Below are 26,102 nucleotides of genomic sequence, written 5' to 3'. Positions count from 1 at the left end.
CCGAGGAATTGCAATGAAAAAGATAGTTTTAACGCTTGTCTGCGCAGTTTGCATAATGCTTATCTTCCCGCTGAAAGTTTGCGCACATCAGTCTGCCGATTCGGCAAAGAGCGATTATTCGCAGCGAATATCCGAGCGGTTGAATGAAGCGGTGGACGATGAAACAAAGCAGACGATCGCCGAAGATCCCGATCTCGGCGACCCGCAAAAGCTCAGCTTTTCGGGCATATTATCCGCGCTTTGGAACGCCTTGGCGGAGCAGATGACCGAGCCGCTGAGGGTTTTCGCCAGGCTTTGTGCTGTGATAATGCTTTCGTCGCTCGCGGCAAGCATGGCTCGCGGCGGGGCTTCGCAGACATTTTCCGCCGTAAGCGTGCTGGGCAGCGTCACGGTGATATACGGCAGTGTTTACGCCGCGTTCCAAAGCGTTTGCGGATTTCTCGACAGACTGGGCGAATTTATGTTGGCGTATATACCGATATACGCTTCGGTTACGGCGGCTTCGGGGCGGCTAACAGAGGGCGGCGGGTATTACGCTTCGGCGCTCGGGGTCTGCGAACTGATCGCTTTTGTGTCAAACAGGCTGATAATGCCTTTCCTGAGCGTTTTCATGGCGCTCTCTTTCACGGCTGCTATAAACCCGAACCTGCGCTTCTCTTCGGCGGCGGAGTCGCTGAAAAACGCCGTGCGCTTCACGCTGACTGCGCTCATGACGATCTTCACTGGCATGATAACGATAAAAAGTTTCAGCGGTGCGGCGGCGGACGGCGCGGCGGCTAGGGCTGTAAAATTCGGCGCGAGCAATTTTATCCCGATAATCGGCAGCTCGGTTTCAGAAGCTTACTCAACGGTCTACGCGGGGGTGGGCGTGATACGAAGCAGTGTCGGTACGCTCGGGATAGTTGCCGCGGGGGTGATGATGCTGAAACCCTTCGCCGAGCTGATATGCATAAAAATAGTCCTCGGCATGGCGAAGCTTATCGCCGACCTGCTTGGCGCGTGCGAAATATCCGAGCTGCTGAAAAGCACAGGCTACGCGATCTCCGCCGCACTGAGCACTATGCTCTGCTTCTGCATGATGTTTATAATCTCGACCGCCGTGGTGATGATGGCGGCGGGGACGAATTAAGGGGGCGGGATAATGGAAACGCTGAAAAACGCCGTGCTTACAGCCTGCCTCTGCGCGATACTGACATCGGCGGTGCAGCTGCTTTCGGCGGAAAAAATGAAAAGGGAGATGGGGCTGGTGTGTGGGCTGACGTTGGCTGTATGTATGTTCGCGAGCCTTTTCGGCGGGGGTATGGATATTTCGCTGGGCGCTTCGCCGTTTGCAGATGATCCCGAACGCGGCGCTGACTACGAAAACATGGTGATAGCCGAGAGCGAGAGCACGGCGGAGCAGGCGCTTGCCGCACAGCTAAAAGATAAAGGCTTTGATGTAGCGGCGGTCGGCATAGTTTGTTCGCTCGGTGAATATAATCAGATAAAGGCTGAGAGGGTAGAGATCACGCTGACTGAAAACAGCGAGCCCGAAAGCGTTTCGCAGGCGGAGCAGACCGTGCGCGGGCTGATACCCGAAGCCGTGATCGAGGTGAAAATACAATGACGGATAAGCTGAAAAAGCTTTGTAAAGACGGCAAGAAGCGCACGCGGCTGATATTTATTCTCGGCGCGGCTGGCGTACTGCTGATAGCTGGCTCGGAGCTTCTGCCCGATAAGAACTCCGCCGACACCGCACAGCAGAGCGAGCTTACTTTAGACGAGAGCGAGCGCTACCGCGAGAATATCGAGAAACAGCTCACGGGCATAATCTCGCAGATAAGCGGCGTTGGCGAAGCGGACGTTATGATAACGGTGAGCGGTACGAAAGAGTACGTTTACGCCGAGCAGTACGATGTCAGCCGAAAAAGCCAGTCGGGCGGCGAGGACACTCAGAAGTCGGGGCAGGTGATATTGGCGGGCGCAAGCGGCAAAACACAACCGGTGCTGAAAAAAATAATGACCCCGCAGATAAGCGGGGCAGTGGTGGTGTGCGAGGGTGCGAACGACGACCGCACGCGCGAACGGGTAGTCAACGCGGTCTCGGCGGCGCTGGGTCTGCCAAGCACAAAGATAAGCGTAGAACCTTCGCGGTGAGTAGCCGCGTTACATATCTTGACAAAAGTTCAAACGGAGGTAATTGCAATGAAAAAACCAAATTTCAAAAAGTTCAGCTTTATAATCGGCAAGCGGCAGATAATGCTGGCGGGCATGACGCTGGTGCTCGGCACGGCTATCTACGTCAATTACGCAATGACGGCTTCGGGAGGGATAAAGGCTACCGATAAAGTCAACTCGAAAAACATAAATTACGGCGATGCACAGCTCGTGCAGGCTGAGGAGAACGGCAGCGATTATTTTGCAAAAGCTCGCATGGAGCGTACTGCTTCGCGCGATAAGGCGGCTGAAACGCTGCAAAATATAATCGGCGGCGGCGACAGCACCCCTGAGGAGCAGGAAGCGGCTAGTGAAGAAGCGGCGGCTATGACGGGGCTTATCGAGAAAGAGAGCAAGGTAGAAAATCTGATAAAAGCGGCGGGTTTCAGCGACTGTGTTGTTTACCTCGATGGTGAAAACGCGAACATTGTGGTGCAGACTGCGGATGGGCTGATACAGACAGAAGCTGCGCAGATCAAAGACATCTTGCTGAGCGAGGTGAGCGTTCCTGCGGAAAATATTAGGATCTACGATGTAGAATGACAAGTGTGGCAATGCCGTTGGAAAAAAGCGGCGTTGCCTTTATTTTATGCCGTTTTTTTGAAAGCGAGTTGCATACCTTGATGAATGTGCGGACTGCCGGCAGGCACGGCTGCTATTATCAACAATTTTGACATGTGGGATTACCTCCGTAAAAATCATGCCCGAATAAATTATATAATTATGCGGGCGATGATGAAGTTTTTTTACAGGATAAAATATGTATCAATTGTTAAGCAAATGAAAACAAATGGTTATAGCGTTGTATAAAACGAAAAAATATGCTATAATGAATAAAAGTGTGCCGTAACGTATAAAAACGCACAGCGGCTCAGAATTTGAGCGGAAAGGAACTGCAAGTATGAATAAAATTGATAATAATACCGAATCATGCCTTTATATGAGCGACGAAGTTATAACCAAGACCGTCAGCCGCGCGGCGTGCTCTGTGTCGGGCGTGGCCGCGATAGCGAAAGCTCCCGCCGACCCGATAAAGCTGCTTGCGGGAAAGACCAACTGCGGCAAGATCAAGATAAAGCTCAACGGCGACGTACTTTTTGTTTCTATAGCCGTTGTGCTCAAAGAGGGCGCTTCTGCCGTGGAAACTGCCGAAAGAGTGCAGAGCACGATAAAATCCGCAGTGCAGAATACGCTCGGAATGGCAGTTGCGAGAGTAGATGTAAAGATAGTTGACATAGAAGTCTAAAAAAAGGATGTGTAAAATCATGGAAAATAAAAAAAGAGAGGTGCGCGAGGTAAGAGAGGGCGCTTTTATCCTGTATTTTGAAAAGCTTTTTAGAAACGATCCCCTTGACGAGATCTTTGAGATAACTAAAGAGGCGGGCGCTGACGAACTGAATATCAGCTCAAAGTCGCTGGCTCTCGCTAAAAATATCGACGAAAAAGCCGAAGATCTCGACGCTATAATCGCTGAATATTCAAAGAAAAGAAGCATTGAGAGAATCGCTAAGATAAATCTTGCGATACTGCGTCTTGGTCTTTACGAGGCTATCTACGCGGAAAAAGTGCCTGTAAACGTAGCGATAAGCGAGGCGGTTGGTCTTGCGGAAAAGTACGCGAGAGAGCCTGACGTTGCGTTCATAAACGGCGTTCTTGGCGCATTCTCGCGCAGTGAAGCGGCTAGAACTGCGGGCAAAAAAGCGGCGGAAGATAATGAGTGACCTCCGCACTCTAGGCATTGACACTTCGAATTACACCTGCTCGACCGCGGTTTACAATGCGGCGGACGGCAGTATTGTGCAGGCTAAGCAGCTTTTGCCTGTGAAAGCTGGCGAAAAGGGCATACGTCAGTCTGACGCGGTTTTCCACCACACTTCGCTTTTGCCGCAGATGTTTGAAAGGCTGAACGGTGCGGTTCGCGATGTGTGTGCAGTCGGCGTCAGCGACAGACCATCCTGCCGCGAAGGCTCGTATATGCCATGTTTTCTGGCGGGCGTGTCGGCGGCTTCGGCAATATCGTCGGTGACGGGCGTGCAGGTTTTCAGAACTACGCACCAGATCGGCCACATTCTCGCGGCGCTATACTCGGCGAAAAAGCTGGAGTGGATAGCTCAGCGTCAAAGTTTTTACGCATTTCACGTCAGCGGCGGTACTACCGATATGCTGCTCTGCGAGCCTTGCGGCGGCGATGAGCTGATAAAGATCACGCGCGTTGGCGGTTCTTCCGACCTCAAAGCAGGTCAGGCGATAGACCGCTGCGGCGTTATGCTGGGTCTGAGATTTCCCTGCGGCGCAGAGCTTGAAAAATTGGCGGTGCAGTCTGAAGAAAAGATTCGAATAAAGCCTGTGATAAAGGGCTGCGAATGTTCGCTTTCGGGTATTGAAAATAAGTGCAGGGCGCTGTTTGAAAGCGGTGCGGATAGCTCGTACATAGCGGCGTTTTGCCTGCGTTCGGTGGAGAGCGCTGTGGCGGCTGTCACCCGCGCGGCTATCGCTGAATACGGCGAACTGCCCGTGCTTTACGCGGGCGGCGTGATGTCAGACAAGCTTATCGCCGACTCGCTCAGAAAAAAGTTCGGCGCTGACTTTGCCGCTCCCGATTTTTCGTGCGACAACGCCGCGGGCATGGCGCTTTACGCCGCATTGATGAAAGGACTGATCTGATGTCTTCGATCCTTAGCGTTTCGCAGCTGAACAGGTACATTTCGCTGAAGATCGGCGGAGATCTGAAGCTGAAAAACGTCACCGTGCGCGGCGAGCTTTCTGATTTTAAGATACATTATAAATCGGGTCATGCGTATTTCAGCTTGAAGGACGAAAATTCGCTGCTGAAAGGCGTGATGTTCGCGCGCTCGGCGGGCAGGCTCGGCTTTATGCCGCAGAGCGGTATGAGCGTTATCTGCTCGGGAAGTATAGAAGTATATGAACCTAACGGCGCGTACCAAATAATCGCGACAGAGATGTTTCCTGCGGGTATCGGCGCAAAATTTATGCAGCTTAACGCTGTGAAAGAAAAGCTCTCAAAGCAGGGCATATTCGCTGCTGAACGTAAAAAGCAGCTGCCCGCTTTGCCGAAAAAAATAGCCGCTGTAACGTCGCTGGGCGGCGCTGCTTTGCAGGACGTTATAAATATATTAAAGCGCAGATACCCAGTAGGAACGTTGGAAGTATACTCCGCGCAGGTGCAGGGCGAAGCGGCAGCGGCGACAATCGCAGAAGCTTTGAAAAAGGCGGACGCTAGCGGCGTAGACGTTATAATTTTAGCGCGCGGCGGCGGCTCTTTTGAAGATCTGATGCCATTTAATACTGAGGAAGTTGCACTTGCGGTGGCTGCCTGCAAAACGCCTGTTATAAGCGCTGTCGGTCACGAAACTGACACTACTTTAGCGGACTACGCTGCTGACGTTCGCGCGCCTACGCCTTCTGCTGCGGCGGAGATATGCGCTCCACAGTTGGAAAATATGAAAGCAGCGGTTGACGAGATGCTGTGTAGGTTAAACGCAACTTTCATCTCAGACATCGACGGACGTGTTGCGCGGTTTGCAGAGATTGAAAAACGTTTGGAAAATTCTTCTCCGCTGAAAGATATAGAGAAAAATGAGAAAGTTCTTGATGACACTCTGCGGAGATTAAACACATTATATAAAAAAATATTAAACTGCTTAGAAACACGTCTTGAGAAAAAACTCGCGGCGTTTAGAGCTATGGATCCGTACAAGGTGCTGGAGCGCGGCTACGCTATCACGCTGAAAAACGGCGCGGCAGTTACCGAAGTGGAACAGCTCAGCGAGGGCGACGAGGTGACTATCCGTTTCAAAGATTTTGCCGTAACGGCGAAGATCACTGGGTGTGCTGAGATCAACGAGGTATAAAATATGAACGAAGCTGTAAATTTTGAAAATTCGATGAAACGTCTTGACGAGATAGTTCAGAAGCTTGAAAGCGGCAAGCTTTCGCTTGAAGAATCTATCGCACTTTATAAGGAGGGCAGCGCGCTGGCGGAAAGCTGCAAAAACGCGCTTGATTCGGCGAAGCTCTCGGTGGAAAACGCTCAGGACTGATCTTTGACATATCGAGGAAATGAAAATGACTGAAAATTCAATGATAAAACTCAACGTGTACAGCGAGATGATAAACGAGGAGCTGAAAAAATTCGCTGCCGAAAAGCCCACACTGCGCGAGAATATCTGCGAGGCGATGGACTATTCGCTGACGGCGGGCGGCAAGCGCCTGCGCCCGATACTCATGCTGGAATTTTGCCGTATGTGCGGCGGAAACGCTTCGGGGCTGATGAAGACCGCTTGCTCCATCGAGCTGATACACACTTTTTCGCTGATACACGACGATCTGCCGTGTATGGACGACGACGATTACAGACGCGGCAAGCCGAGCTGTCATAAAGCTTACGGCGAAGCTACCGCTCTGCTTGCGGGCGACGCGCTGAATACACTGGCTTTTGAAGCTATCGCAGACGCCGCGACTGAGGGCGTTATCTCTGCGCAGACGGCTATCATGCTCGTTTCCGTGCTGGCAAAAGCTGTCGGCGTGAACGGCATGATCGGCGGTCAGATAATCGACCTTGGCGCTGAGGGCAGGGAGATAAGCATTGAAGAGCTTGACCTGCTTCAGGCGCACAAAACCGGCGCGCTTATCGAGGCGGCTTGCGTGATGGGCGTTATCCTTGCGGGCGATTTTGAGAAGATACCTGCCGCCGCCGATTACGCGCAGGCACTTGGCAGAGCGTTCCAGATAGTGGACGATATTCTCGACGTTACAGGATCTTTTGAAGAGCTTGGAAAACCTATCGGAAGCGACGCCGAACAGCATAAAAGCACTTACGTTACCGCTTTGGGTATCGAGGGTGCGCAAAAGGAGGCTGACAGACTCACCGAGCAGGCGCTGCTGATCCTTGAGCAGTTTGACGATAACGAATTTTTGCGTGATCTGACCGAATATCTGCTGCACAGAAGAAGCTGAGTCGTGTGAGTTTTTCATATGGATAAAATTGAAAATAAGGCTGATCTGTACAATATGAATCTGCCGAAGGATCTTAAATATCTGAACATAGATGAGTGCCGCAAGCTTGCCGCGCAGATACGCCGAACGCTGATAACTACTGTTTCAAAAAACGGCGGACACCTCGCATCAAATCTCGGCACGGTGGAGCTGACCATAGCTCTGCACCGCGTTTTCGACTCGCCCGCGGATAAATTTGTTTGGGACGTTGGTCATCAGGCATATACCCACAAACTGCTGACGGGCAGGGCAGCGCAGTTTTCTACAATTCGCACAGAAAATGGTCTGAGCGGCTTTCCTCGACCCGATGAGTCGGAGCATGACGCATTCATTAGCGGTCACAGCTCGACTTCCGTTTCGGCGGCGCTCGGCATTGCCACCGCTATGAAACTGCAAAATGACCCGCACCACACCGTTGCGATACTCGGCGACGGCGCATTCACGGGCGGCGAGATCTACGAGGGCTTGAACAACGCCGGAAAAAGCGGCACAAACCTCGTTATCGTAATAAATTACAACGAAATGAGCATTTCGAAAAACGTCGGCGCGGCGGCGAAATATCTCTCGACCCTCCGCACAAAAGAGGGATATCACCGCACGAAATCTGCGGTCGAGCGCGTGCTTGACAAAACGCCGGTAATTGGCAAGCCTGTTAAAAAGGCGATGACCTACTCAAAAGATGCCTTAAAAGATATTATTTTCCATAGCACGATGTTCGAGGATCTCGGCTTTGAATTTGTCGGCCCCGTTGACGGTCATAACATTGCAGAGCTTGAAGAGCAGCTCACGGCAGCGAAATCGCTTCACCGCCCGACAATCGTGATGGTTAATACTATTAAAGGTCACGGCTATCCGCCCGCAGAGGCGAACCCAGGCGAATTTCACGGTGTCGGCTCGTTTGAGATAGCTACGGGCAACCCCGACGTTGTCGCGACCGACAGCTTTTCGACCGTTTTTGGCAAAAAATTGCTGGACATGGCTTATGACAACAAGAAAATTTGCGCTGTGACCGCCGCGATGAAGTACGGCACCGGTCTGCAATATTTTCACAAGGCTTTGCCACGCAGATTTTTTGACGTCGGCATTGCCGAACAGCACGCCGCGACGTTTTGTGCGGGTCTTGCTTCTGACGGAATGATACCTGTATTCGCTGTATATTCCACGTTCTTGCAGCGCAGTTACGATCAGCTCATGCATGATCTGGCGATAATGGGCACTCATGCAGTTATCGGCGTTGACCGTGCGGGTATCGTCGGGGAGGACGGCGAAACCCATCAGGGTATTTTTGACATACCATTTCTTACAACAATTCCAAATATCAAGATATATTCTCCGTCGAATTATGCTGAACTTGAAGCTTGCTTAGAAAAGGCGGCGCTCACGGACGAAGGACTTTGCGCGGTGCGCTATCCACGCGGTGCTGAGAGCGTTTTGGCGCGCGACGCTGAGTGCTCGACAAACTACGTTTATGAGCAGAACGGCGGCAAAGCGCTCGCGATAGCTTACGGCAGACTTTACGGTGATCTGCGCGAAGCGAGCGACATTCTGCTTGAAAAAGGCTGTAAGATAGACCTGCTCAAGCCCGTTGAGATCTTCCCTATAGCGGATGAGATCATAGACATTATGAAAAAATATGAAAGAGTATTTATCTTTGAAGAGTGCTATGAATACGGCTCTATGGGTGAGAAATATGCGGCGTTGACGGCGGGTAATACTGTCTGCAAAAGAGTAGCACTGCATGGCTTTGTTGCTCACGGCAAGACTTGCGACCTACTGGACGAAGCAGGATTATCCGCATGCAAAATGGCTGAAAAGATAGCAGGGAGTATGAACATATGAAACGACTAGACGTTGCCGCTGCTAAGCGCGGATTGGCTTCAAGCCGTGAAAAAGCCAAGCGGCTTATCGCTGACGGTAAGATCACGGTGAACGGCGCGGTTGTGACAAAACCTGCGTTTGCGGTTTCCGACAGCGACGAACTTGCCGCGCTGGAGAGCGAAAAATACGTCGGCAGGGGCGCTTACAAGCTGATCGGCGCGTTTGAGGCGTTTCCGATAGACGTTCGCGGAAAAATATGTGCGGACATCGGCGCTTCAACGGGCGGTTTCACGCAAGTGCTTCTGGAAAACGGCGCTCAGCTCGTCTACGCGGTGGACGTCGGTCACGGGCAGCTTGCGCAAAGTTTGGCGCAGGACAGCCGCGTGCGAAATATCGAGGGCGTGAACGCTCGGTATATGCAGCCCGAAATCTTTGACAGCTTGCCGCAGTTCATGTGCTGTGACCTCTCATTCATCTCGCTGACGCAGGTGCTTACGCAAATGGCGGCGTCGCTGACGGACGGCGGCGAGATAGTCGCGCTGATAAAGCCGCAGTTTGAGGCTGGCAAGGCGGCGCTGAACAAGAACGGTCTTGTGCGCGGCAAAAAAGACCATATCAGAACGCTGGATACGCTCTGCGCTTTCTTTGCGCAGATGGGTCTTTCACTGCGCGGGCTTACAAATTCGCCTATCTGCGGCGGCGACGGCAACATTGAATATCTGGCACATCTGGAAAAGTCTGATGTGCCGTCAAAGTCATTCGACATAAAGAAAATTGTGGATATAGCATTTGAAAACGCTGATCAGTGGTGATGAAAATGAAAATTTATATGTACCCGAACCTTGTCAAGCCGAACAGCCGCAAGTACACCGAACAGGCGTGCGCCGTGCTGATCTCAGAGGGCGCGCAGATCTGCATGGAGGAGGAGTACCGCGAGATCTTCGGCGAGCTTTACGAAATAGAGTACCTCAGCCAGACCGAGTGCGTCGAGAAGTGCGACGTTATCGTGGTCACAGGCGGTGACGGTACTATACTGCGCTGCTCATCGGTCGCTTCAAAATACGGAAAACCGATACTCGGCATAAATTGCGGAACTCTCGGCTTTATGGCTTCGCTTGAATTTACTGAGATCGAAAAGCTGCGCCTGCTTTGCCGCGGCGAGTATACCGTGACTGACAGAATGATGCTTTCGGTCAAGGTGAAGTGCGAAAACGGTGAGGAGCTTTCCGCTGACGCGCTCAACGACGCCGTTATAATCAAAGGTGAGGACTGCAAGATAACCGACTTCGAGGTGTCGAAATCTGGCAGCGTTATCTCATCGTTGCGTGCGGACGGCGTGATCTTTTCCACCGCAACGGGCGCTACGGCGTACTCGCTCTCGGCGGGCGGCCCCATCATCGAACCGGATATGCAGTGCATCGAGTTTTCGCAGATCTGCGCGCACTCGCTATTTGCGCGGACTATCGTATTTTCGCCAAGCTCGCACATATCGGTACATTGCCACAACCGCGGCGGCGGCCACGCGATACTCACCGTTGACGGAACTCAGCTCGCGAAGCTTTCCGACCGTGACATCGTAGTGATAGAGCGCTCGCAGCTTACCACGCAGATAATAGACATTACGGGCGGCAGCTTTTTCCCGACGGTCAACCGAAAGCTTATGACGCCGCTGAAAGAAACGATGTGAACGGGGTGGTATCGTGAAAAATGAACGTCAGGAAAAGATAATAAAATTTGTCGCCGAAAAGGAGATAAAAACGCAGGAAATGCTCTGCGAAGAGCTTCAAAAGGCGGGCTACCGCGTAACGCAGGCGACTGTTTCGCGCGATATTAAAGAGCTGGCGCTGATAAAGATACCCGATGCCGAGGGCGGCTCAAAGTATGCCGTTCCAGCATTGAAACGCGGGTCGATCTCGGAAAGTGACGGGCTGCTTTTTTCGATAATCGCCGAAAGCGTCAAGGACGTTGATTATGCGGTCAATACCGTTGTGGTAAAGTGCGCTTCGGGCATGGCGCAGGCGATATGCGCAAAGCTCGACTCTACCGACCTTTACAACGCGGTCGGCACGCTGGCGGGCGACGACACGATATTCGTGCTCATGCGCACCGAAAAGGACGCGGCAAGATTAGTAAAAGAATTCAGCCAGATAATCGGCAAATGTAAATAGGCGGTGAGAAAATGCTGGAAGAGATCTATATCGAAAATTTAGCCGTTATTGAAAAAGCTACCGTGCAGTTCACAAACGATCTCAATGTTTTCACGGGCGAGACCGGCGCGGGAAAATCTATACTTATAAATGGTATAAACGCGCTGCTGGGTCAGCGTGTTACTAAAGACATCGTGCGCACCGGCGCGAAGAAAGCCGTTATCTCGGGCTGCTTTTCACACCTCAGCGATGAGTGCATGAAGAAACTGGACGAGCTGGGTATCGAAGCAGAGGACGGCAAACTCTTTCTCTCGCGCGAGATAAATTTCGACGGCGGAAGCTCGGCGCGCATAAATTCACGCAGTATAAATATCTCGGCGATGCGCGAGATAGGCTCGCTGCTCGTAAATATACACGGTCAGCACGATAATCAGATACTCATGGCGCCAGAGCGTCATATCGAGATACTTGACGGTTACGCCGAAGCCGAGCCGCTGATAGCCAAGTACCGCGCGTCTTTCCATAAATTGCAGGAGCTTTCGCGCAAGATCAGCCGCAAGAAAAAAGAGCAGGCGGGCAGGGCGGCGCGCTTGGAGCAGCTTAGCGAGATCATAGCTGAGCTTACTGAGCTTGACGCAAAGCCCGAGGAGGACGAAGCGATAGATCAGGAACTGGCGATCTCTAAAAACGCGGTGTTCCTATCGGAAGCGGCGTTCGCGGCGGCGCGTTTGCTGGGCGGCGATGAAGATTTCGACGGCGCCGAGGGTCTTATGCAGCAGGCGCTAAAGCAGATCGAGAACGGCACTGAGCTGATGAGCGAATTTTCCGCGCTGTATGAACGCCTCAGCTCGGCGCAGATAGAGGTCAACGATATTTCGTCGGAACTTAGCGCGCTGGTCGAAAGGCTCGGCGCAGACCCGCAGCGCTTTGAATGGCTGAATTCGCGCTCGCGCGAGCTGGATAAGGCGAAGCTGAAATACGGCCCGACCCTCGAAGACGTGCTGAAACGCCTAGAGAGCGCGCAGCAGGAATTTGACGAGCTAAACGGCGGCGAGGAAAGCCTTTCAGAGCTGCTGGAAAGTCAGAAAAAACTTCTTCGCGAAACTTCGCTCAAAGCGGCGGAGCTTTCGGAATTTCGCAAAAAAGCAGCCGAGCGATTTGTAGAGCAGGTAACGGGCGAACTGGAATTTCTGAATATGCCGAAGGTGCGGCTCGTCGTAGACATCAAGCAGGGCAAGCTTACCCTCAGCGGAATGGACAATGTGGAATTTCTCATTTCGGCGAACGTCGGCGAGCAGCCGCGCCCCATCGCTAAGATAGCATCGGGCGGTGAGCTTTCGCGAATAATGCTCGCGCTCAAAAGCGTTATCGCCGATAAAGACAGCATCGGCACGCTGATATTTGATGAGATCGACACAGGCGTCAGCGGCAGAGCGGCGCAGAAGATAGGCATGAAGCTGAAAAGTATATCGAGATTCCGTCAGGTGCTCTGCGTTACCCACCTTTCGCAGATGGCTGTGATGGCAGACACGCACCTGCTTATCGAGAAAAAAGTCATTGGCGACCGTACCTCTACACAGATACGCAGGCTTGATTTCGAGGAGCGCAAGCGTGAGATAGCGCGCATAATCGGCGGCGACCAGATAACCGAGCTTACGCTGAAAAACGCGGAAGAACTGCTGAACGAGGCAAAAACATACTGAATATTTGAGCATTTACCCCGCAGAAACGCTGATACTGCGGGGTTTTTCATTTCAAAAATCACAATTGCGCTTTTGTCGTATGTTAAAATTTTGTTACAGTATACAAATTTCATTAAAAACTGCCGAAAAAGCTTGTTAAACATTTGACAAAGCCAAGAAAATAGTATATAATACAATCATAGCGGCGGGCAGCATAAGCTAACGCCCGCCAGATATACCCGAGAAATAGTAATAGGAGGAAAGAATCAATGGCTGTTAAGAAGACCGATGAAAAGGCAGTAAAGTCCGAAGCTGCAAAGACTGCCGCAAGCAAGCCCGCAGTAAAGGAAGAGGCTAAAGCTCCTGCAAAGAAAGCCCCCGCAAAGAAGGCCCCTGCAAAGAAGCCTGCTGCTAAGAAAACCGCTGCAAAAACTGCTGAGAAGTGCGAAGTAAAGGTACAGTGCTTAGGCAAAGAATATGACGTTGCCGCTGTTACCGAAGCCTGCAAGGCCGATTTCAAGGCAAAGAACAAGGGCGCTGTAAAGTCTATCAGCGTGTACATCAAGCCTGAGGAATCTGCCGCTTACTATGTTGTAAATGGTGATGTGAGCGACAAGGTCGAGCTTTGATAGTATTTTTATCCGCCGCCGAAGCTGCAAAAGGCTTTGAGCGGCGATTTTTTTCGCCATAAATTACGTTTATGTAAGGTACGCCGTATTTTTGTAAGCGCGGGATATTGCAAAGGCGCTCTCAGATGTGGTATGATATATACATAAAGAAAACAACGCATCTGAATAAGGAGGACAAAACAAAATGAGTATGCTTGAAGTAAGAGATCTAAAAAAGATCTACACTACGCGGCTGGGAGGCGCTAAGGTGCAGGCTCTCACAAGCGTGAATTTCACGGTGGAAAAAGGAGAGTATGTCGCTATAATGGGCGAATCTGGCAGCGGTAAAACTACGCTTTTGAATATTCTTGCCGCGCTCGATAAGCCTACGGGCGGCGAGGTCATTCTCGACGGTATGCCGCTCTCAAATATCAAGGAGCGCGACATAGCGCAGTTCCGCCGCGATAATCTGGGCTTCGTCTTTCAGGATTTCAACCTGCTCGATACTTTCTCTTTGCAGGATAATATATTTCTGCCGCTGGTACTTTCGGGCAAAAGCTATAAGGAAATGAACAGCCGTTTGGGTCTGCTGGCGCGGATATTGGGCATAGAGAGCCTGCTGAAAAAATATCCGTATGAAGTTTCCGGCGGACAAAAACAGCGCGCGGCAGTGGCGAGAGCGCTCATCACTCAGCCGAAGCTCGTGCTTGCCGACGAGCCTACCGGCGCGCTGGATTCTAAATCCGCCGATCAGCTTCTCGATCTTTTCAATTCCATAAACGAGCGCGAGCAGACTATACTTATGGTAACACATTCGGTAAAGGCTGCCAGCCACGCAAAACGTGTGCTTTTCCTGCGCGACGGCGAGGTGTTCCACCAGCTCTACCGCGGCGGCTGTACGCGTGAGGAGATGTACCAAAAGATCTCAGACACACTTACGATGATAGCGACGGGCGGTGAGCTGAATGGGTAAGCTGTTTTATCAAAAGCTCGCTTTCACAAATATGCGCAAGAATTCACAGTTTGAGATACCGTATTTATGCACGGGTATTTTCACCGTTTGCGCGTTTTACATGATAATGGCGCTTTCGTACAACCCGCAGCTTGTCCAAGCTACCAACAGCGAAACGATAGTAAGCGTAATGGCGCTGGCGGGCAGGATAGTCGCGATATTTTCTGCGATAATCCTCTTTTACACCGATAGTTTTTTGATGAAGCGACGCAAAAAAGAGCTGGGATTATATAACATCCTCGGCATGGAAAAGCGCCACATCGGCATCACGCTTTTCTTTGAAACGCTTTACAGCACAGTGATCTCGCTTGCGGGCGGTCTTAGCGCGGGTCTTCTTCTCTCAAAGCTTGTTTTCATGGTCTGCGATAAGGTAGCGGATATGAAGATAGGCATGAACTTTTTCATATCTTGGAAAGCGACGGGCATTACTTGTCTGCTTTTCGGCGGAATATTCCTGCTTTCGTTCATCTTCCACCTCATTCAGCTTCGTCTGAACGACCCGATACAGATGCTGAAAGGCGGCAGCGTCGGCGAAAAAGAGCCTAAAGCAAAGTGGCTGCTCGCCATGCTGGGTATCGGCTGTATCGGCACAGGCTACTACATTTCGATAACCACCGATAACCCATTTACCGCAATGAGTCTGTTTTTCCTCGCCGTACTGCTTGTCATCATCGGCACATATCTGCTTTTCACAGCTTCTACCATCGCGATACTGAAACTTATGAAAAAGAACAAGCGATATTACTACAAGCCGAACCACTTTACCGCGGTTTCGGGATTGATGTATCGCATGAAGCAGAACGCGGCTGGTCTTGCATCTATCTGCATACTGCTGACTATGGTGCTTGTAATGGTTTCTACCACTTTTTCGCTCTACACGGGCGTAGACTGGTACATTGACAAAATGTTCGCGCAGAATACCGCCGTTTGCTTTACTGATTTAGGCGACGACCTTGCCGCTGACATTGAAAAGAATATCTATGAAATTGCTGAAAAGCACGACCTTAAAGTCAACGATATGCACGAGATGGATCTCATATCGTTCGGCGCTGTTCGTACAGAAAACGGCTATAAGGTAGTGCCTGCAAGCTATGGTTATTCCGACACTATGCTTCTTGCCGCGATAACGCTTGACGACTACAACAAGCTTACAAATAAAAATGAAAAGCTTGCGGAAAATGAGATAATGGTATTTGGCGAAGACGCCCCCGCAGGCGAGATAGACCTCTGCGGAACGAAAGTGTACGCCAAAAAACACACTGAAGCTTTCCCGATAGTAAGCTCGAATTACGGCTTTGATACAGAATTTGCAGTTGTTCGGGATAAAGTACTTTTTGATAAGCTGGTCAGCGTGAATGAAGAAGTTTACGAAGAAAACGCCAGCCAAGTTTCAAAACAGTTTCAGTTTGATCTTGTGGGAAGCAGTGCCTCTCAAATAGCATTTAAAGACGATATATTCGATAAGATCGGCGAACTTTTTTCAAATAAGTCTGAAAAGCTCGCTGACGAGGGTCAAAGCGCTCCCTATACATTTTATGTGCCGAACAGGTCGGCAGAAAGGGCTTTCGCTTTGCAGATGTACGGCGGACTGCTTTTCATCGGCGTGTACCTCGGCAGCATCTTCATCGTGGGCATGGCGCTGATAATTTACTACAAGCAGCTTTCCGAAGGTTACGATGACCGCTCCCGATTTGAGATAATGCAGAAAGTCGGCATGACTCACCGCGAGGTGAAAAAGTCGATAAATTCTCAGGTGCTGATAGTATTTTTTCTGCCGCTCATCACGGCTATCTGCCACCTGCTCGCGGCGTACCCTATGCTGCGGCGCATATTGGAGCTTTTCAATCTGGTAGACCTCACACGCTTCGGTGAAGCAACGGCTGCTGTTATCGTGGTATTCGCGCTGATATACTTTGCGCTTTACAAGATAACTTCAAAGATATATTACAACATAGTCAGCCGTTGATTTTTTTCAGACATCAAAACGGATATATATAAGCGCAGACCTTTTCGCAAAAGAGAGGGTCTGCGCTTGCAATTCGCAGCGATACGTGTTAAAATAGATATAGATAAATTTGAAAGGCGGCTTTTTATGTACAGGATAATGATAGTAGAGGACGACGAGGTGATAGCGAAAGTAATCTCAGAACAGCTCGCGGCGTGGGGACTTGAACCGATAGCTATTACCGACTTTTCCGATGTGATGAAGCAGTTTTCCGATCTTTCGCCGCAGCTTGTGCTTATGGATATTTCGCTGCCTTTTTTCAATGGCTACCATTGGTGCAGCGAGATACGCCGCGTCAGCCGCGTGCCCGTGATATTCATATCCTCCGCTTCCGATAATATGAACATCGTCATGGCTGTGAATATGGGCGGCGATGATTTTATCGCGAAGCCTTTTGACATGAACGTGCTTGTCGCAAAGGTGCAGGCAATGCTGCGGCGGACGTATGAATTTGCCGCGGCTGTAAGCTATATCGAGCACCGCGGCGCTGTTCTCAATACCGATGACGGCATGCTTAATTTCGGCGGCGAGAAGATAAGCCTTACCAAAAATGAGATAAAGATACTTTCAGAGCTTCTGCACAATAAGGGCAGGATAGTTCCTCGCGAGGAGCTTATGTAAAAGCTTTGGCAGACCGACTGCTACATCGATGAAAACACGCTGAACGTCAACATAGCGCGCCTGCGCAAAAAGCTCGACGACGCAGGACTTAGCGGCTTCATCACTACCAAAAAGGGAATGGGGTACATCATAGAATGAAAACATTTCTTGCGTATATTTCGGGGTATAGGCGTATGGTCATACTTGCGGCGGCGTATCTGCTTATATTTGCAACGGTGCTTTACGCTGCGGAAGTGCCTGCCGAAACTGTGCTGTATGCGGGCGCGCTCTGCTTGGCGTTTACGGCAGTGTATGCGCTTGTCGGCTTTTACAGATATTACAAAAGGGTCTCCGCGCTGAAAAGAACGCTTTCTGAGTTGCCGGAAACGCTCGAAAGTCTGCCGACGCCGCAAAATGAAAGCGAGCGGCTGTACACGCAAATGCTGCAAAAGACCTACGCCGAGTATGAGCGCGCCGCGCTGGAGCACCGCCGCCGCGAAGCTGATATGCGCAATTACTACACAATGTGGGTGCACCAAATAAAAACGCCGATCTCCGCACTGCGCCTGCTTATACAAAGCGGCGCACGCTCGGCAGAGCTGCAAAACGAGATCTTCCACATAGAGCAGTATGTCGAGATGGCGCTGAATTACCAGCGGCTTTTTTGCGGCAGCAGCGACCTTGTGATAACCCGCCGCAGCCTTGACTCGGCGGTGCGCACATCTATCCGCAAATACTCAAAGCAGTTTATAATGAAGCGCCTGAAACTGGAGTACGAGCCTGGCGATATTACCGTACTTACCGATGAAAAATGGCTCTGCTTCGTGATAGAGCAGGTACTTTCAAATTCGCTGAAATATACTTCGGCGGGCGAGATAAAGATATGCACAGTCGGTCGCACGCTCATGATCTCTGACACAGGCATAGGCATTGCCGCCGAGGACTTGCCGCGCATTTTTGATTGCAGCTACACGGGCTACAACGGCAGGGAAGAGAAGCGCTCGAGTGGTATCGGGCTGTACCTTTGCAGCGAGGTATGCCGCAGACTGGGTCACGGTATTTCCATCACCTCAGAGGTCGGCAAAGGCACTTGTGTAAGCATAACTTTCAACGAAGCTGACATTTTTATAGAATGAAAAAACCGCTCGGCGAAATGTCGGGCGGTTTAGTTTATCTGTTTTGCAGTACGGAAAGCTGTTTCGCGGTAAAGCATTTTTTCAGAAGCTCTATCATAAGTTCATCGTCGTTTTCACCGTAATTCGGCGAGAAGAGCGAAACGCGGCTGTCAGGCAGGCGATACGGCAGGCGCAGTTCGGCACAAAGTCCGCCGAGGTGGCTGCGGCTCATGAGAAATTCGCCGTTGTATTTGTCGGCAAAAAGCTGCACCATCGCGATGCCAAGGCCCTCGCCGCTGTATTCTGGACGGTCTACCGCGTAAATATGACGAAAAGCCTCTATCTTCTCAATGTCAGGCGCGTCGCCGTTGTTATGTATTTCGACGATGACGTTGTCGTCTTTGCGGTAGCCGCGCACAAGCAGCTTGCGGTTGCCCGGCTCGGCGTTCTGATAAGCGTTTATGATGAGGTTTAGCACAACGTACTCGAATGAAGTAAGGTGCGTAAGCGTGAAAAGCCCCATCGAGATTTCAGTTTCAAGCTTTAGGTCGGTGTAATTCGCAAGAATTTGCAGCGAGCCGCAGCAGTAGCTGAGCGGAACGTAAAGATCCATCGTGATAGGCTCAGACTCGGGCGATAGTATCTTGAAAGAGCCTGATTTGTTTACGCTGCCCGCCGTGAGCTTGTCGGTCTTTTCGGCAATAAAACGGTCGTTCTCGGCGGCTTTCAGCAGCAGTTCCAGCGAGGAGTCGCGAAAAGAATTGTACTGCTCGGCGAAGCTGTAAAAAACAGAGGTCTTTGAGAGCATATCGAGTATCTGATTGCCCGTAAAGCGCTCGAAAACGTAAGCCTCAGCCTTGCCGTCTACCATTATCGGCGTTATTTTCAGTGCCGAGCCGTCGGAGCATGAGATCATGGCTTCTTTAGTGCGCGCACGCTCCAGAGAGCTGTGTTCTGAGCAAAGAAGTATCTCGGTGAGCGGCTTCTGCGAATTTGTCCATACCACGTTAAAGCGCTCATCGGTGATGTAGCCCTCGCGGCCGCCGTTTTCGATTATCGACTTTAGTATGGAATGATCGCTTATCATGCTCTTCACCTCGCTTAAAATGTTTGTAATAATTATACCATATTCGACGCGTTTCGTCAAGTACAAAAAAATGTCCCTCCGCCGCAAAACAGAGGGACTTTTTTTATTAAAGGTAAACTTCTTTGTATTTTATCCCGTTTTCACTCAGAAGCCGTTTGACCTCGTTGGGTTCGCCGCTGACCGAAAGCGAATATCCGCAGCCGCTGCCGACATTTTTCGGCGTTGATACCACTTGGCAGCGTATCTTTTTTGCGGTGAGCAGCTCCTGCGCCCGCATAGCGTAGGTTATCGAAGTCATACCGATAAGAAATTTCATAGCATCACCCATACATATTACGCAGGCGGCGGTGAAAAAGTTACTTAGCGGCAGACTTTGGTTTCTTTGCAGTTTTTGCAGGCTTGATCGTTTCGGCGGGCAGCTCTTCATAAAGCACGGCTGTAAATGGCGGCAGAGTAAATTTGTGCGCGCCTGCCATTTCTATCGCAATGTTTTTAAGCTCATTCGCAGACGTAGAGCCGCTGTAAGTCTGTTCGTCAGATGAAAGCAGCGGCAAGAGCTCGCAGGGCTTATCGGTATTAAGCGGGAAAGTCTGCTCCTTATCCGAGAAGTTGAAAAGACACCATATCGTCTGATTTTCAGCGGTGCGTATGTATGCGTAGCTGCACTGCTCGGCGTTGTCCGCCATCAGCCAGCGGAACGTGTCGCTGTTGTACTCGGCGTTGTGCAGCGCAGGCTCGGTCTTGTAAAGCCCCATCAGTTTTTTCATGTAGCGGTCGAAGCTTTCGTGCAGGGGGTATTTTAGAATGTCCCAGTCCTGCTCGCGCGTTTCGTCCCACTCGCGGAACAGTGCAAATTCGCCGCCCATGAAGTTCAACTTTTTGCCGGGATGGGTGAACATATACGCGTACATCGCGCGAGCCTGTGGGAATTTCTGCTCGTAATCGCCCCACATTTTTTGTACGACCGTCGCCTTGCCGTGTACGTTTTCGTCGTGCGAAAGCTCCAGCATATACAGCTCATTGTAGAAATAGAACATCGAGAATGTGAGCTTGTTGTGCTGCGCGGGGCGCTCGGAGGGCGGGGTGCGGAAGTAATTCAGCGTGTCGTTCATCCAGCCGAGATCCCACTTGTAGTCGAAGCCCATGCCGTCATACTCTACGGGGCAGGTGATCTTCGGGAATGCGGTCGAGTCCTCCGCGATGAGCATACAGTTCGGGTGCAGCCTTTGCAGACCCGCGTTCATCTGCTTTATGAAGTTGACGGAGTTGGGGTTTACGCCGCGTTCGGGCTGACCCTGCCAGTATATCGCGCGGCTGATAGCGTCCATTCGCAGTCCGTCAAAGTGATATTTTTCCAGCCAGTAATTTGCGCATGACTGCATGAATACCGCCGAAGAAGGCTTGTTGAAAAGGAAATTGCAAGTGCCCCATTCGCTGACCGATACGTCAGATTCGGGATATTCGTAAAGCGGTGTGCCGTCGAAATTGCGCAGAGCGTAGCCGTCTATCGCGAAATGCACGGGCACGAAGTCCATTATCGCGCCGATATCCGCGTTGTGAAGCTTGTCGATAAGCTCCATAAGCTGCTCAGCCGTGCCGTAGCGGGAGGTAGGCGCGTAAAAGCCTGTGTTCTGGTAGCCCCACGAACAATCGGCGGGGTGCTCGGAAAGCGGCATGAATTCAACGTGAGTATAGCCATGCTCTTTCAGATATGGGATAAGCAGTTCGGCGATCGCGGCGTAATCGTACCAGCCGTTTTCGTCATCTTCATTCGTTTTCCAAGAGCCGAGGTGCATTTCGTAGATGTTGAGCGGCTTGTTGTAATTCTTGTCGCGACGGGCGAGCCATTTTTCATCAGTGAATTTGTAAACGTTTAAGTCGCGCACGATAGAAGCCCAGTTGGGGCGAAGCTCCATGCCGAAGCCATAGGGGTCGCAGTGCTCTATCATCTCGCCGCTGCGTGTGTATATCACGAATTTGTACTTGTCGCCGACCTTAGCCTGCGGCACTTCAAGCTCCCAAATGCCGCGGTCGCAGTGAAGCTGCCAAGGGTGCCAGTCGTTGAAATCGCCGATAATAGCCACCTTGCCCGCGCCTGGCGCGAATGTGCGGAAAACTACGCCGTTTGACGTGGGGTGAGCGCCGAAAAACTCATATGCGTCAAATGCTCTGCCGCTAAAAAAATCATCTATGTACATAAATTTCCAAATTCCTTTCGTTACTTCATATTTCCCGCTATCTCGGTTATCTCAGAGATGAGGCGGATAAAATCGCGGCGGTCGCTCTCGCTTAACTCGTCGAAAATGCGGTCGAAAAACAGGCAGACGTCCTCGCGCTTTTTCTCGATAAATCTCGAGCCTGCGGGGGTGATGGAAACGAATATCTTACGCTTATCGCCGTCACATACGCTGCGGGCAACGTAGCCTTTCTTTTCAAGCGTTCTCAGCGTGGCGGCAGTGCGCGCGGTGGTGATGTTGAGGTGCTTCGCCAACTCGCCCGACTGGTACTGCCGCTCTTTGTCGATGTTGAGGAAAGACAGCATACGGCACTCGCCGCGCAGGTAGTCGGCCGAGGTCTTTGCTGTATTGTTAAAATAAGAAGCCCGCATAGCACTCAAAAACGCCTGAGTAGTTTCGCGCTTATCCAAAAAATCACCGCCTTTTTCATTGCTAATACTGTTAGCTATTATAGCACATATAATAAAAAAAGTCAAGGAAATATTGGATTTTTGGCGAAAACGGCGTACCGTGACGCTCGGGGCGTTGGTGAACGTGATTATTTGGCGGCGAAAACTTGCTCTTAGTCATAGTTCACAAAATGTTTATCGTTTTTTTTTTTTTTTTTTTTTTTTTGTTAAAAATTTCTGATAAAATTTTAAGAAAGGTCGGTATAGCGCGGGAAAAAGCGCGTTTTCGGCTTAAATTTGCAGATTATAGGAGGAAAATTTATGAAGAAATTTGTTGCAGGCGTTGTGGCGCTCAGTATAGCGTTCGGCGGATTGGCTCTGCCCGCGGCGGAGAGCGGTTTTGCGGCGGTATCGGCAAGCGCCGAGGAGATGAGCGAGGACTACGCGGCTAACGAGCAGATCTCGCTCGACGATGGCGAAGCCTACATAGCCGAGCAGTCGGGAGAAGATGTTCAGGTAGCGGGTGCTACGCTGACTTACGGGGATTATAATTATACAGTGCTTGAAGATGGTACGGTTGAGATTTCAAAGTATATCGGTTCATCTAAAAAGGTGAATATTCCCAGTAAGCTGAATGGAAAAAAGGTCACAAGTATAGGCGAAAGAGCTTTTGTTGACTATGTTGATTTCGGTGAAACTACGGCAGATTATTGCGTTGGTCTTGATATTACCAGTGTAGTAATACCAGATGGCGTTACAACTATTGGGGACGAAGCTTTCTGCCATTGTGTAAATCTTAAAAGCATTACTGTACCTTCTACTGTTTCAAATTTTGGTTACAATGCTTTTTGCGCTACGCCGTGGCTTGAAGCTCAGAAAGCAAATAAAACATTCTTTATCTTAAATAATATTCTTATTGATGGTTCAAATGCAGAGGGCAATATAACGATTCCGGACGGTGTTACCAAAATTGCTGCCGGTGCGTTTGAGTACAATGGCAAAATAACAAATGTTAATTTCCCCGACAGCGTTACAGTTATCGAAAAATTTGCATTTTATGAATGTGATAAATTAACACATATTGTTCTGCCTAAAAAAGTCACCTATATTGGTAACTTTTCCTTTGGAAACTGTTTTGAACTAGTGACAATCGTAATTCCTAAAACAGTAAATCACATCGGTGATTATTTGTTTGAACAAGCATTCCATTTAAAAAAGGTGTATTATACGGGTTCAAAATCTGATTGGGAAAAGATCGAAATGACCTCAGCAGAATTTTATGATAAAAGGGTTTTTTACAACTACGATTATTCCCAGCCGATACTTGACATAATAGCAGACTACTTCAACCGCGATGCTGATGGAGTAAAGAAAGGTACGTCTTTGCGTTTCCACTGGGTTACCGCTCCCGACGCCGACGGTTACAAATTTTACATATACAATTCATCAACTAAAAAATGGGTAAACAAAGGCACTGTTCGCGATGGCAAGGGCGAATATTTCGAGCTTTACAACCTTACGCCCGGAACGACATACAAGTATAGAGTAAGATCATATGCGAAGCGTAACGGCAAGACCTATTGGGGAGATTATTCAAACGGAACGGCAATGACAACTCCTGGTAAGGCTGTTATAAAATCCACCTCCTCCACCAAAAACAGCATTACGCTGAAATGGGGCAAGGTCAAGAGCGCTGACGGCTACCGTGTTTACAGATACGACAGCAAGACTAAAAAGTGGAAAAAACTCGCTACTGTAAAGAACGGCAAGACCAGATACGTTGACAAGAAATCGCTGAAATCCAAGACGACATACAAATACAAGGTAAAAGCTTACCACAAGTGGATGTATGGCGGCACATTCTGGGGCGACGCCAGCGCTGCAAAGAGCGTAAAGACAAAATAATTTTAAGGCAACACCGCGCAACTATTGTGTGCGAATTGCGCAGTCAGATTTTTCGTCAGATTCTGCTAAAGCGACGCAGGCTAACTCGCGTTAGTCAAGGAGTTTTAGTGCAATATGGCGGGAAATATGCAAGCAAGACGTGCACAAAGCCGAAGGCGGTAGTTGTGCGGTGTTGCCTTAATAGTGCGGAAAACCGTCGGGGCAAAACTCGGCGGTTTTTTTGTCGAAATTTTGGGCAAATTCTTGACAAAAAGCTAGATAAATGTTATAATTGTTAGTGAAATGGGGGATCGCAATGTCTGAAAAATTCACGCCCGTCGGCGAGCTTGAGCGCGAGATAGTTGCCGAGCTTTTCGCAATGCGCGATGAAAAGTACCGCAATTTTCACGCACGGCTGATACCGAACGTCCCGCGCGAAAGGATAATCGGCGTGCGCACCCCACGCCTGCGCAGCTACGCGAAAGAGCTTTTTCGCAGCGGCAGGGCAGAGCAGTTCATGCAGATGGAGCTGCCATATTTTTACTATGAAGAGATGAACTTGCGGGCGTTTCTCATCGAGCAGATAGCCGATTTTCAGCGCGCCGCGGAGGAAGCCGAGCGGCTTATGATACACGCGGATAACTGGGCGACCTGCGACAGCATGAAGCCGAAAATATTCGCGAAAAATCACCCCGAGCTGATAAAGTGCGTAGAAAAGTGGCTGAAAAGTGAGCATACATATGTTGTTAGATATGGATTAGTTTGTTTGCTGACATATTTTCTGGACGATGATTTCGACCCGCATTATTGCGAACTTGCGGCGGCTGTCCCGAGCGGAGAGTATTATATCGACATGGCAAACGCGTGGTTTTTCAGCATGGCGCTCGCGAAAAATTACGATGAAGCGGTGAAGTACATATCAGAGCGGCGGCTTTCGGTTTTCGTGCACAACGCGGCGATACAAAAAGCGGTCGAGAGCCGTCAAGTGCCGCCTGAAACGAAAAAATATTTGAAAATGCTGAAGATCAAGTAGAGGGGTGCGCAGATGTCAAACAAACCGAGAAGAGAAACGCGGCGCTCGCAGATACTGCGGGTGTTCACGGAGAATGGCAGTACGTTTGACGGAATGTCGCAGTCGGTGATAATGGAGGAGATAATGCTTAATTTCATCATCGACGAGGACAGGGCGGCGCGCTGTGCGGATTTCCTGATAGCGCGTTTCGGCACGGTAAAGCGAGTACTTTCTGCGACCATCGACGAGATATGCGAGGGCGGCGTCGTCACCGAAAAAGAGGCGGGAGGCATACGTCTGGTGAGCGCATTCATGACGCGTGTGCTGTTAGAGCGCTTCAAAAAGCCGATAAAATTCGACGACCTCAACACGCTGACGGACTATCTGAAAGCGCTGTACAGCCTTGAATGCCGCGAGAAGCTGTATATGTTTTCAGTGGATAAAAAAGGATTTTTAAAGCACCGTCGGCTGATCTCTGAGGGCACATACAGCAATGTTCAGGTAGATTTCGGACAAATATCCAAATTTATGTTCAACGAGCCGAGCGGCAGATTTATCATAACGCACAATCACCCGAACGCGAGCTGCACGCCGTCATCCGGCGATATATCGTCAACGGCGTACATCAAAAACCGAGCGCTGGAGCTTGGCGGCGAAATGGCGGCGCACTACATCATCGGCGCAGACGGCATAACCCGCGTTCCCGAAGAGTTCAACTACGCCGAGTTTCTTTTCAATCGCGACAAGTGGAGAGAATGAATCGTCGAATTTGCTAAATTGTGATTGCGTATATTGTTTATGTTGCACAATTATCATTAGAGCGGCATATCAATTTGAAAAATATGCTTGACAAAACCGCGATGATGTGATATAATAATTATCGGTTTGAGTGCGGTGTTGCTGCACAGGACTAAAATATCGAGGTGTGGCTCAGTTTGGTAGAGCGCTACGTTCGGGACGTAGAGGCCGTGGGTTCAAGTCCCGTCACCTCGACCAAAACGCACACATACGAACTCATAATTTTTCGCTATGTGTTTGCAATCGTTGTGAAAATGCCGTAAGGATTCGTTCTTGCGGTATTTTTTTATACCCGTAAACCAAAACAGCCGACAAGGAATAACTCCCCTGTCGGCTGTTGCCTTTTACTTCAATTTTTCAGCCAACTTCTTCATCAGCTTTTTACCCGCTACCCCGTTCTGCTTGTACCCCAGCTTCCCGAGCACCGCATTAGTAGCCGCTTCCGTACCGCCGCCAAAGCCGCCGTCATCTGCAAGGCTCTCAGGCACGCCCAGCG

General features: G+C 50.2%; 26 protein-coding genes, 1 tRNA gene and 1 pseudogene. 24 read left to right on the top strand and 4 right to left on the bottom strand.

What is annotated here, in order from left to right; all coding sequences use genetic code 11:
- Window positions 1-13: 13 nt before the first annotated feature.
- The 20 genes and pseudogenes from LI114_RS00140 (at window position 14) to LI114_RS00045 (ending at window position 18,220) form a co-directional block, all read left to right on the top strand.
- Window positions 14-1,129: a stage III sporulation protein AE gene (locus LI114_RS00140; protein WP_227218339.1), complete on the top strand. Its 1,116-nt coding sequence runs from the start codon at window positions 14-16 to the stop codon at window positions 1,127-1,129.
- Between the two features lie 12 nt (window positions 1,130-1,141).
- Window positions 1,142-1,606, top strand: a complete 465-nt coding sequence (locus tag LI114_RS00135) for a hypothetical protein (protein WP_022128153.1) — start codon at window positions 1,142-1,144, stop codon at window positions 1,604-1,606.
- Window positions 1,603-2,136, top strand: a complete 534-nt coding sequence (locus tag LI114_RS00130; RefSeq protein ID WP_227218337.1) for a stage III sporulation protein AG — start codon at window positions 1,603-1,605, stop codon at window positions 2,134-2,136. Before LI114_RS00135 ends, LI114_RS00130 begins: the two co-directional genes overlap by 4 nt.
- Before the next feature lie 48 nt (window positions 2,137-2,184).
- A complete protein-coding gene (locus tag LI114_RS00125; RefSeq protein ID WP_022128151.1) occupies window positions 2,185-2,739 on the top strand; it encodes a SpoIIIAH-like family protein in 555 nt (184 codons plus the stop codon).
- A gap of 358 nt (window positions 2,740-3,097) precedes the next feature.
- Window positions 3,098-3,442, top strand: coding sequence for an Asp23/Gls24 family envelope stress response protein (locus LI114_RS00120; RefSeq protein ID WP_227218335.1), 345 nt, complete (start codon window positions 3,098-3,100; stop codon window positions 3,440-3,442).
- Window positions 3,443-3,461: 19 nt separating this feature from the next.
- A complete protein-coding gene (gene nusB, locus LI114_RS00115; RefSeq protein ID WP_227218333.1) occupies window positions 3,462-3,917 on the top strand; it encodes a transcription antitermination factor NusB in 456 nt (151 codons plus the stop codon).
- The gene (locus LI114_RS00110) at window positions 3,910-4,860 is read left to right on the top strand and encodes a peptidase M22 (RefSeq protein ID WP_227218331.1); all 951 of its coding nucleotides are present in this window, start codon (window positions 3,910-3,912) and stop codon (window positions 4,858-4,860) included. Before nusB ends, LI114_RS00110 begins: the two co-directional genes overlap by 8 nt.
- Window positions 4,860-6,068: an exodeoxyribonuclease VII large subunit gene (gene xseA, locus LI114_RS00105; protein ID WP_227218329.1), complete on the top strand. Its 1,209-nt coding sequence runs from the start codon at window positions 4,860-4,862 to the stop codon at window positions 6,066-6,068. The genes LI114_RS00110 and xseA overlap by 1 nt, the downstream gene beginning before the upstream one ends.
- A 3-nt stretch (window positions 6,069-6,071) precedes the next feature.
- Window positions 6,072-6,257, top strand: coding sequence for an exodeoxyribonuclease VII small subunit (gene xseB / locus LI114_RS00100; protein WP_227218328.1), 186 nt, complete (start codon window positions 6,072-6,074; stop codon window positions 6,255-6,257).
- A 25-nt stretch (window positions 6,258-6,282) separates the two neighbouring features.
- On the top strand, window positions 6,283-7,173 hold the full coding sequence (locus LI114_RS00095) for a polyprenyl synthetase family protein (protein WP_227218326.1): 891 nt from the start codon (window positions 6,283-6,285) through the stop codon (window positions 7,171-7,173).
- 18 nt (window positions 7,174-7,191) lie between these two features.
- On the top strand, window positions 7,192-9,051 hold the full coding sequence (gene dxs, locus LI114_RS00090; RefSeq protein WP_227218324.1) for a 1-deoxy-D-xylulose-5-phosphate synthase: 1,860 nt from the start codon (window positions 7,192-7,194) through the stop codon (window positions 9,049-9,051).
- Window positions 9,048-9,842 carry a TlyA family RNA methyltransferase gene (locus LI114_RS00085; protein ID WP_227218322.1) on the top strand — a complete coding sequence of 265 codons (795 nt, stop codon included), beginning with the start codon at window positions 9,048-9,050 and terminating at the stop codon, window positions 9,840-9,842. The genes dxs and LI114_RS00085 overlap by 4 nt, the downstream gene beginning before the upstream one ends.
- A 5-nt stretch (window positions 9,843-9,847) precedes the next feature.
- On the top strand, window positions 9,848-10,717 hold the full coding sequence (locus LI114_RS00080) for an NAD(+)/NADH kinase (RefSeq protein ID WP_227218320.1): 870 nt from the start codon (window positions 9,848-9,850) through the stop codon (window positions 10,715-10,717).
- Between the two features lie 13 nt (window positions 10,718-10,730).
- Window positions 10,731-11,198 (top strand): arginine repressor, encoded by a 468-nt coding sequence (gene argR, locus LI114_RS00075; protein WP_227218318.1) that lies wholly within the window; start codon window positions 10,731-10,733, stop codon window positions 11,196-11,198.
- An 11-nt stretch (window positions 11,199-11,209) separates the two neighbouring features.
- On the top strand, window positions 11,210-12,880 hold the full coding sequence (recN, locus tag LI114_RS00070) for a DNA repair protein RecN (protein ID WP_227218316.1): 1,671 nt from the start codon (window positions 11,210-11,212) through the stop codon (window positions 12,878-12,880).
- Window positions 12,881-13,128: 248 nt separating this feature from the next.
- Window positions 13,129-13,488 (top strand): DUF6465 family protein, encoded by a 360-nt coding sequence (locus LI114_RS00065; RefSeq protein ID WP_022128139.1) that lies wholly within the window; start codon window positions 13,129-13,131, stop codon window positions 13,486-13,488.
- Window positions 13,489-13,672: 184 nt separating this feature from the next.
- Window positions 13,673-14,440, top strand: a complete 768-nt coding sequence (locus LI114_RS00060) for an ABC transporter ATP-binding protein (RefSeq protein ID WP_022128138.1) — start codon at window positions 13,673-13,675, stop codon at window positions 14,438-14,440.
- Window positions 14,433-16,445, top strand: coding sequence for an ABC transporter permease (locus LI114_RS00055; protein ID WP_227218314.1), 2,013 nt, complete (start codon window positions 14,433-14,435; stop codon window positions 16,443-16,445). The genes LI114_RS00060 and LI114_RS00055 overlap by 8 nt, the downstream gene beginning before the upstream one ends.
- A gap of 126 nt (window positions 16,446-16,571) precedes the next feature.
- Window positions 16,572-17,243 (top strand): annotated as a pseudogene (locus LI114_RS00050) (response regulator transcription factor).
- Window positions 17,240-18,220 (top strand): sensor histidine kinase, encoded by a 981-nt coding sequence (locus LI114_RS00045; protein WP_227218312.1) that lies wholly within the window; start codon window positions 17,240-17,242, stop codon window positions 18,218-18,220. The pseudogene LI114_RS00050 and the gene LI114_RS00045 overlap by 4 nt, the downstream one beginning before the upstream one ends.
- 34 nt (window positions 18,221-18,254) lie before the next feature.
- Here LI114_RS00045 and LI114_RS00040 read toward each other — a convergent pair whose 3' ends face one another.
- The 4 genes from LI114_RS00040 to LI114_RS00025 form a co-directional block, all read right to left on the bottom strand.
- The gene (locus tag LI114_RS00040) at window positions 18,255-19,286 is read right to left on the bottom strand and encodes an ATP-binding protein (RefSeq protein ID WP_227218310.1); all 1,032 of its coding nucleotides are present in this window, start codon (window positions 19,284-19,286) and stop codon (window positions 18,255-18,257) included.
- A gap of 106 nt (window positions 19,287-19,392) precedes the next feature.
- Window positions 19,393-19,602: a DUF3343 domain-containing protein gene (locus tag LI114_RS00035; protein WP_227218309.1), complete on the bottom strand. Its 210-nt coding sequence runs from the start codon at window positions 19,600-19,602 to the stop codon at window positions 19,393-19,395.
- 40 nt (window positions 19,603-19,642) lie between these two features.
- Window positions 19,643-21,484 (bottom strand): 1,4-alpha-glucan branching protein GlgB, encoded by a 1,842-nt coding sequence (gene glgB / locus LI114_RS00030; RefSeq protein WP_227218307.1) that lies wholly within the window; start codon window positions 21,482-21,484, stop codon window positions 19,643-19,645.
- 20 nt (window positions 21,485-21,504) lie between these two features.
- Window positions 21,505-21,933, bottom strand: coding sequence for a MarR family winged helix-turn-helix transcriptional regulator (locus LI114_RS00025; RefSeq protein ID WP_227218305.1), 429 nt, complete (start codon window positions 21,931-21,933; stop codon window positions 21,505-21,507).
- A 300-nt stretch (window positions 21,934-22,233) separates the two neighbouring features.
- On the opposite strand from LI114_RS00025, the gene LI114_RS00020 reads away from it, so the two are divergent.
- The 4 genes from LI114_RS00020 (at window position 22,234) to LI114_RS00005 (ending at window position 25,804) form a co-directional block, all read left to right on the top strand.
- Window positions 22,234-23,817: a fibronectin type III domain-containing protein gene (locus LI114_RS00020; protein ID WP_227218304.1), complete on the top strand. Its 1,584-nt coding sequence runs from the start codon at window positions 22,234-22,236 to the stop codon at window positions 23,815-23,817.
- A 295-nt stretch (window positions 23,818-24,112) separates the two neighbouring features.
- Window positions 24,113-24,829 carry a DNA alkylation repair protein gene (locus LI114_RS00015; RefSeq protein ID WP_227218302.1) on the top strand — a complete coding sequence of 239 codons (717 nt, stop codon included), beginning with the start codon at window positions 24,113-24,115 and terminating at the stop codon, window positions 24,827-24,829.
- 12 nt (window positions 24,830-24,841) lie between these two features.
- Window positions 24,842-25,567, top strand: a complete 726-nt coding sequence (locus LI114_RS00010; RefSeq protein ID WP_227218300.1) for a JAB domain-containing protein — start codon at window positions 24,842-24,844, stop codon at window positions 25,565-25,567.
- Between the two features lie 160 nt (window positions 25,568-25,727).
- Window positions 25,728-25,804: transfer RNA gene (locus LI114_RS00005), tRNA-Pro, on the top strand.
- The last annotated feature ends 298 nt before the right edge of the window (window positions 25,805-26,102 follow it).

The organism is Ruminococcus sp. 210702-SL.1.03 (assembly GCF_020559915.1).
Taxonomy (GTDB): Bacteria; Bacillota; Clostridia; order Oscillospirales; family Ruminococcaceae; genus YE71.
Note: the sequence above shows the minus strand (reverse complement) of the source record. Positions and strands in the feature narration are given on the sequence as shown.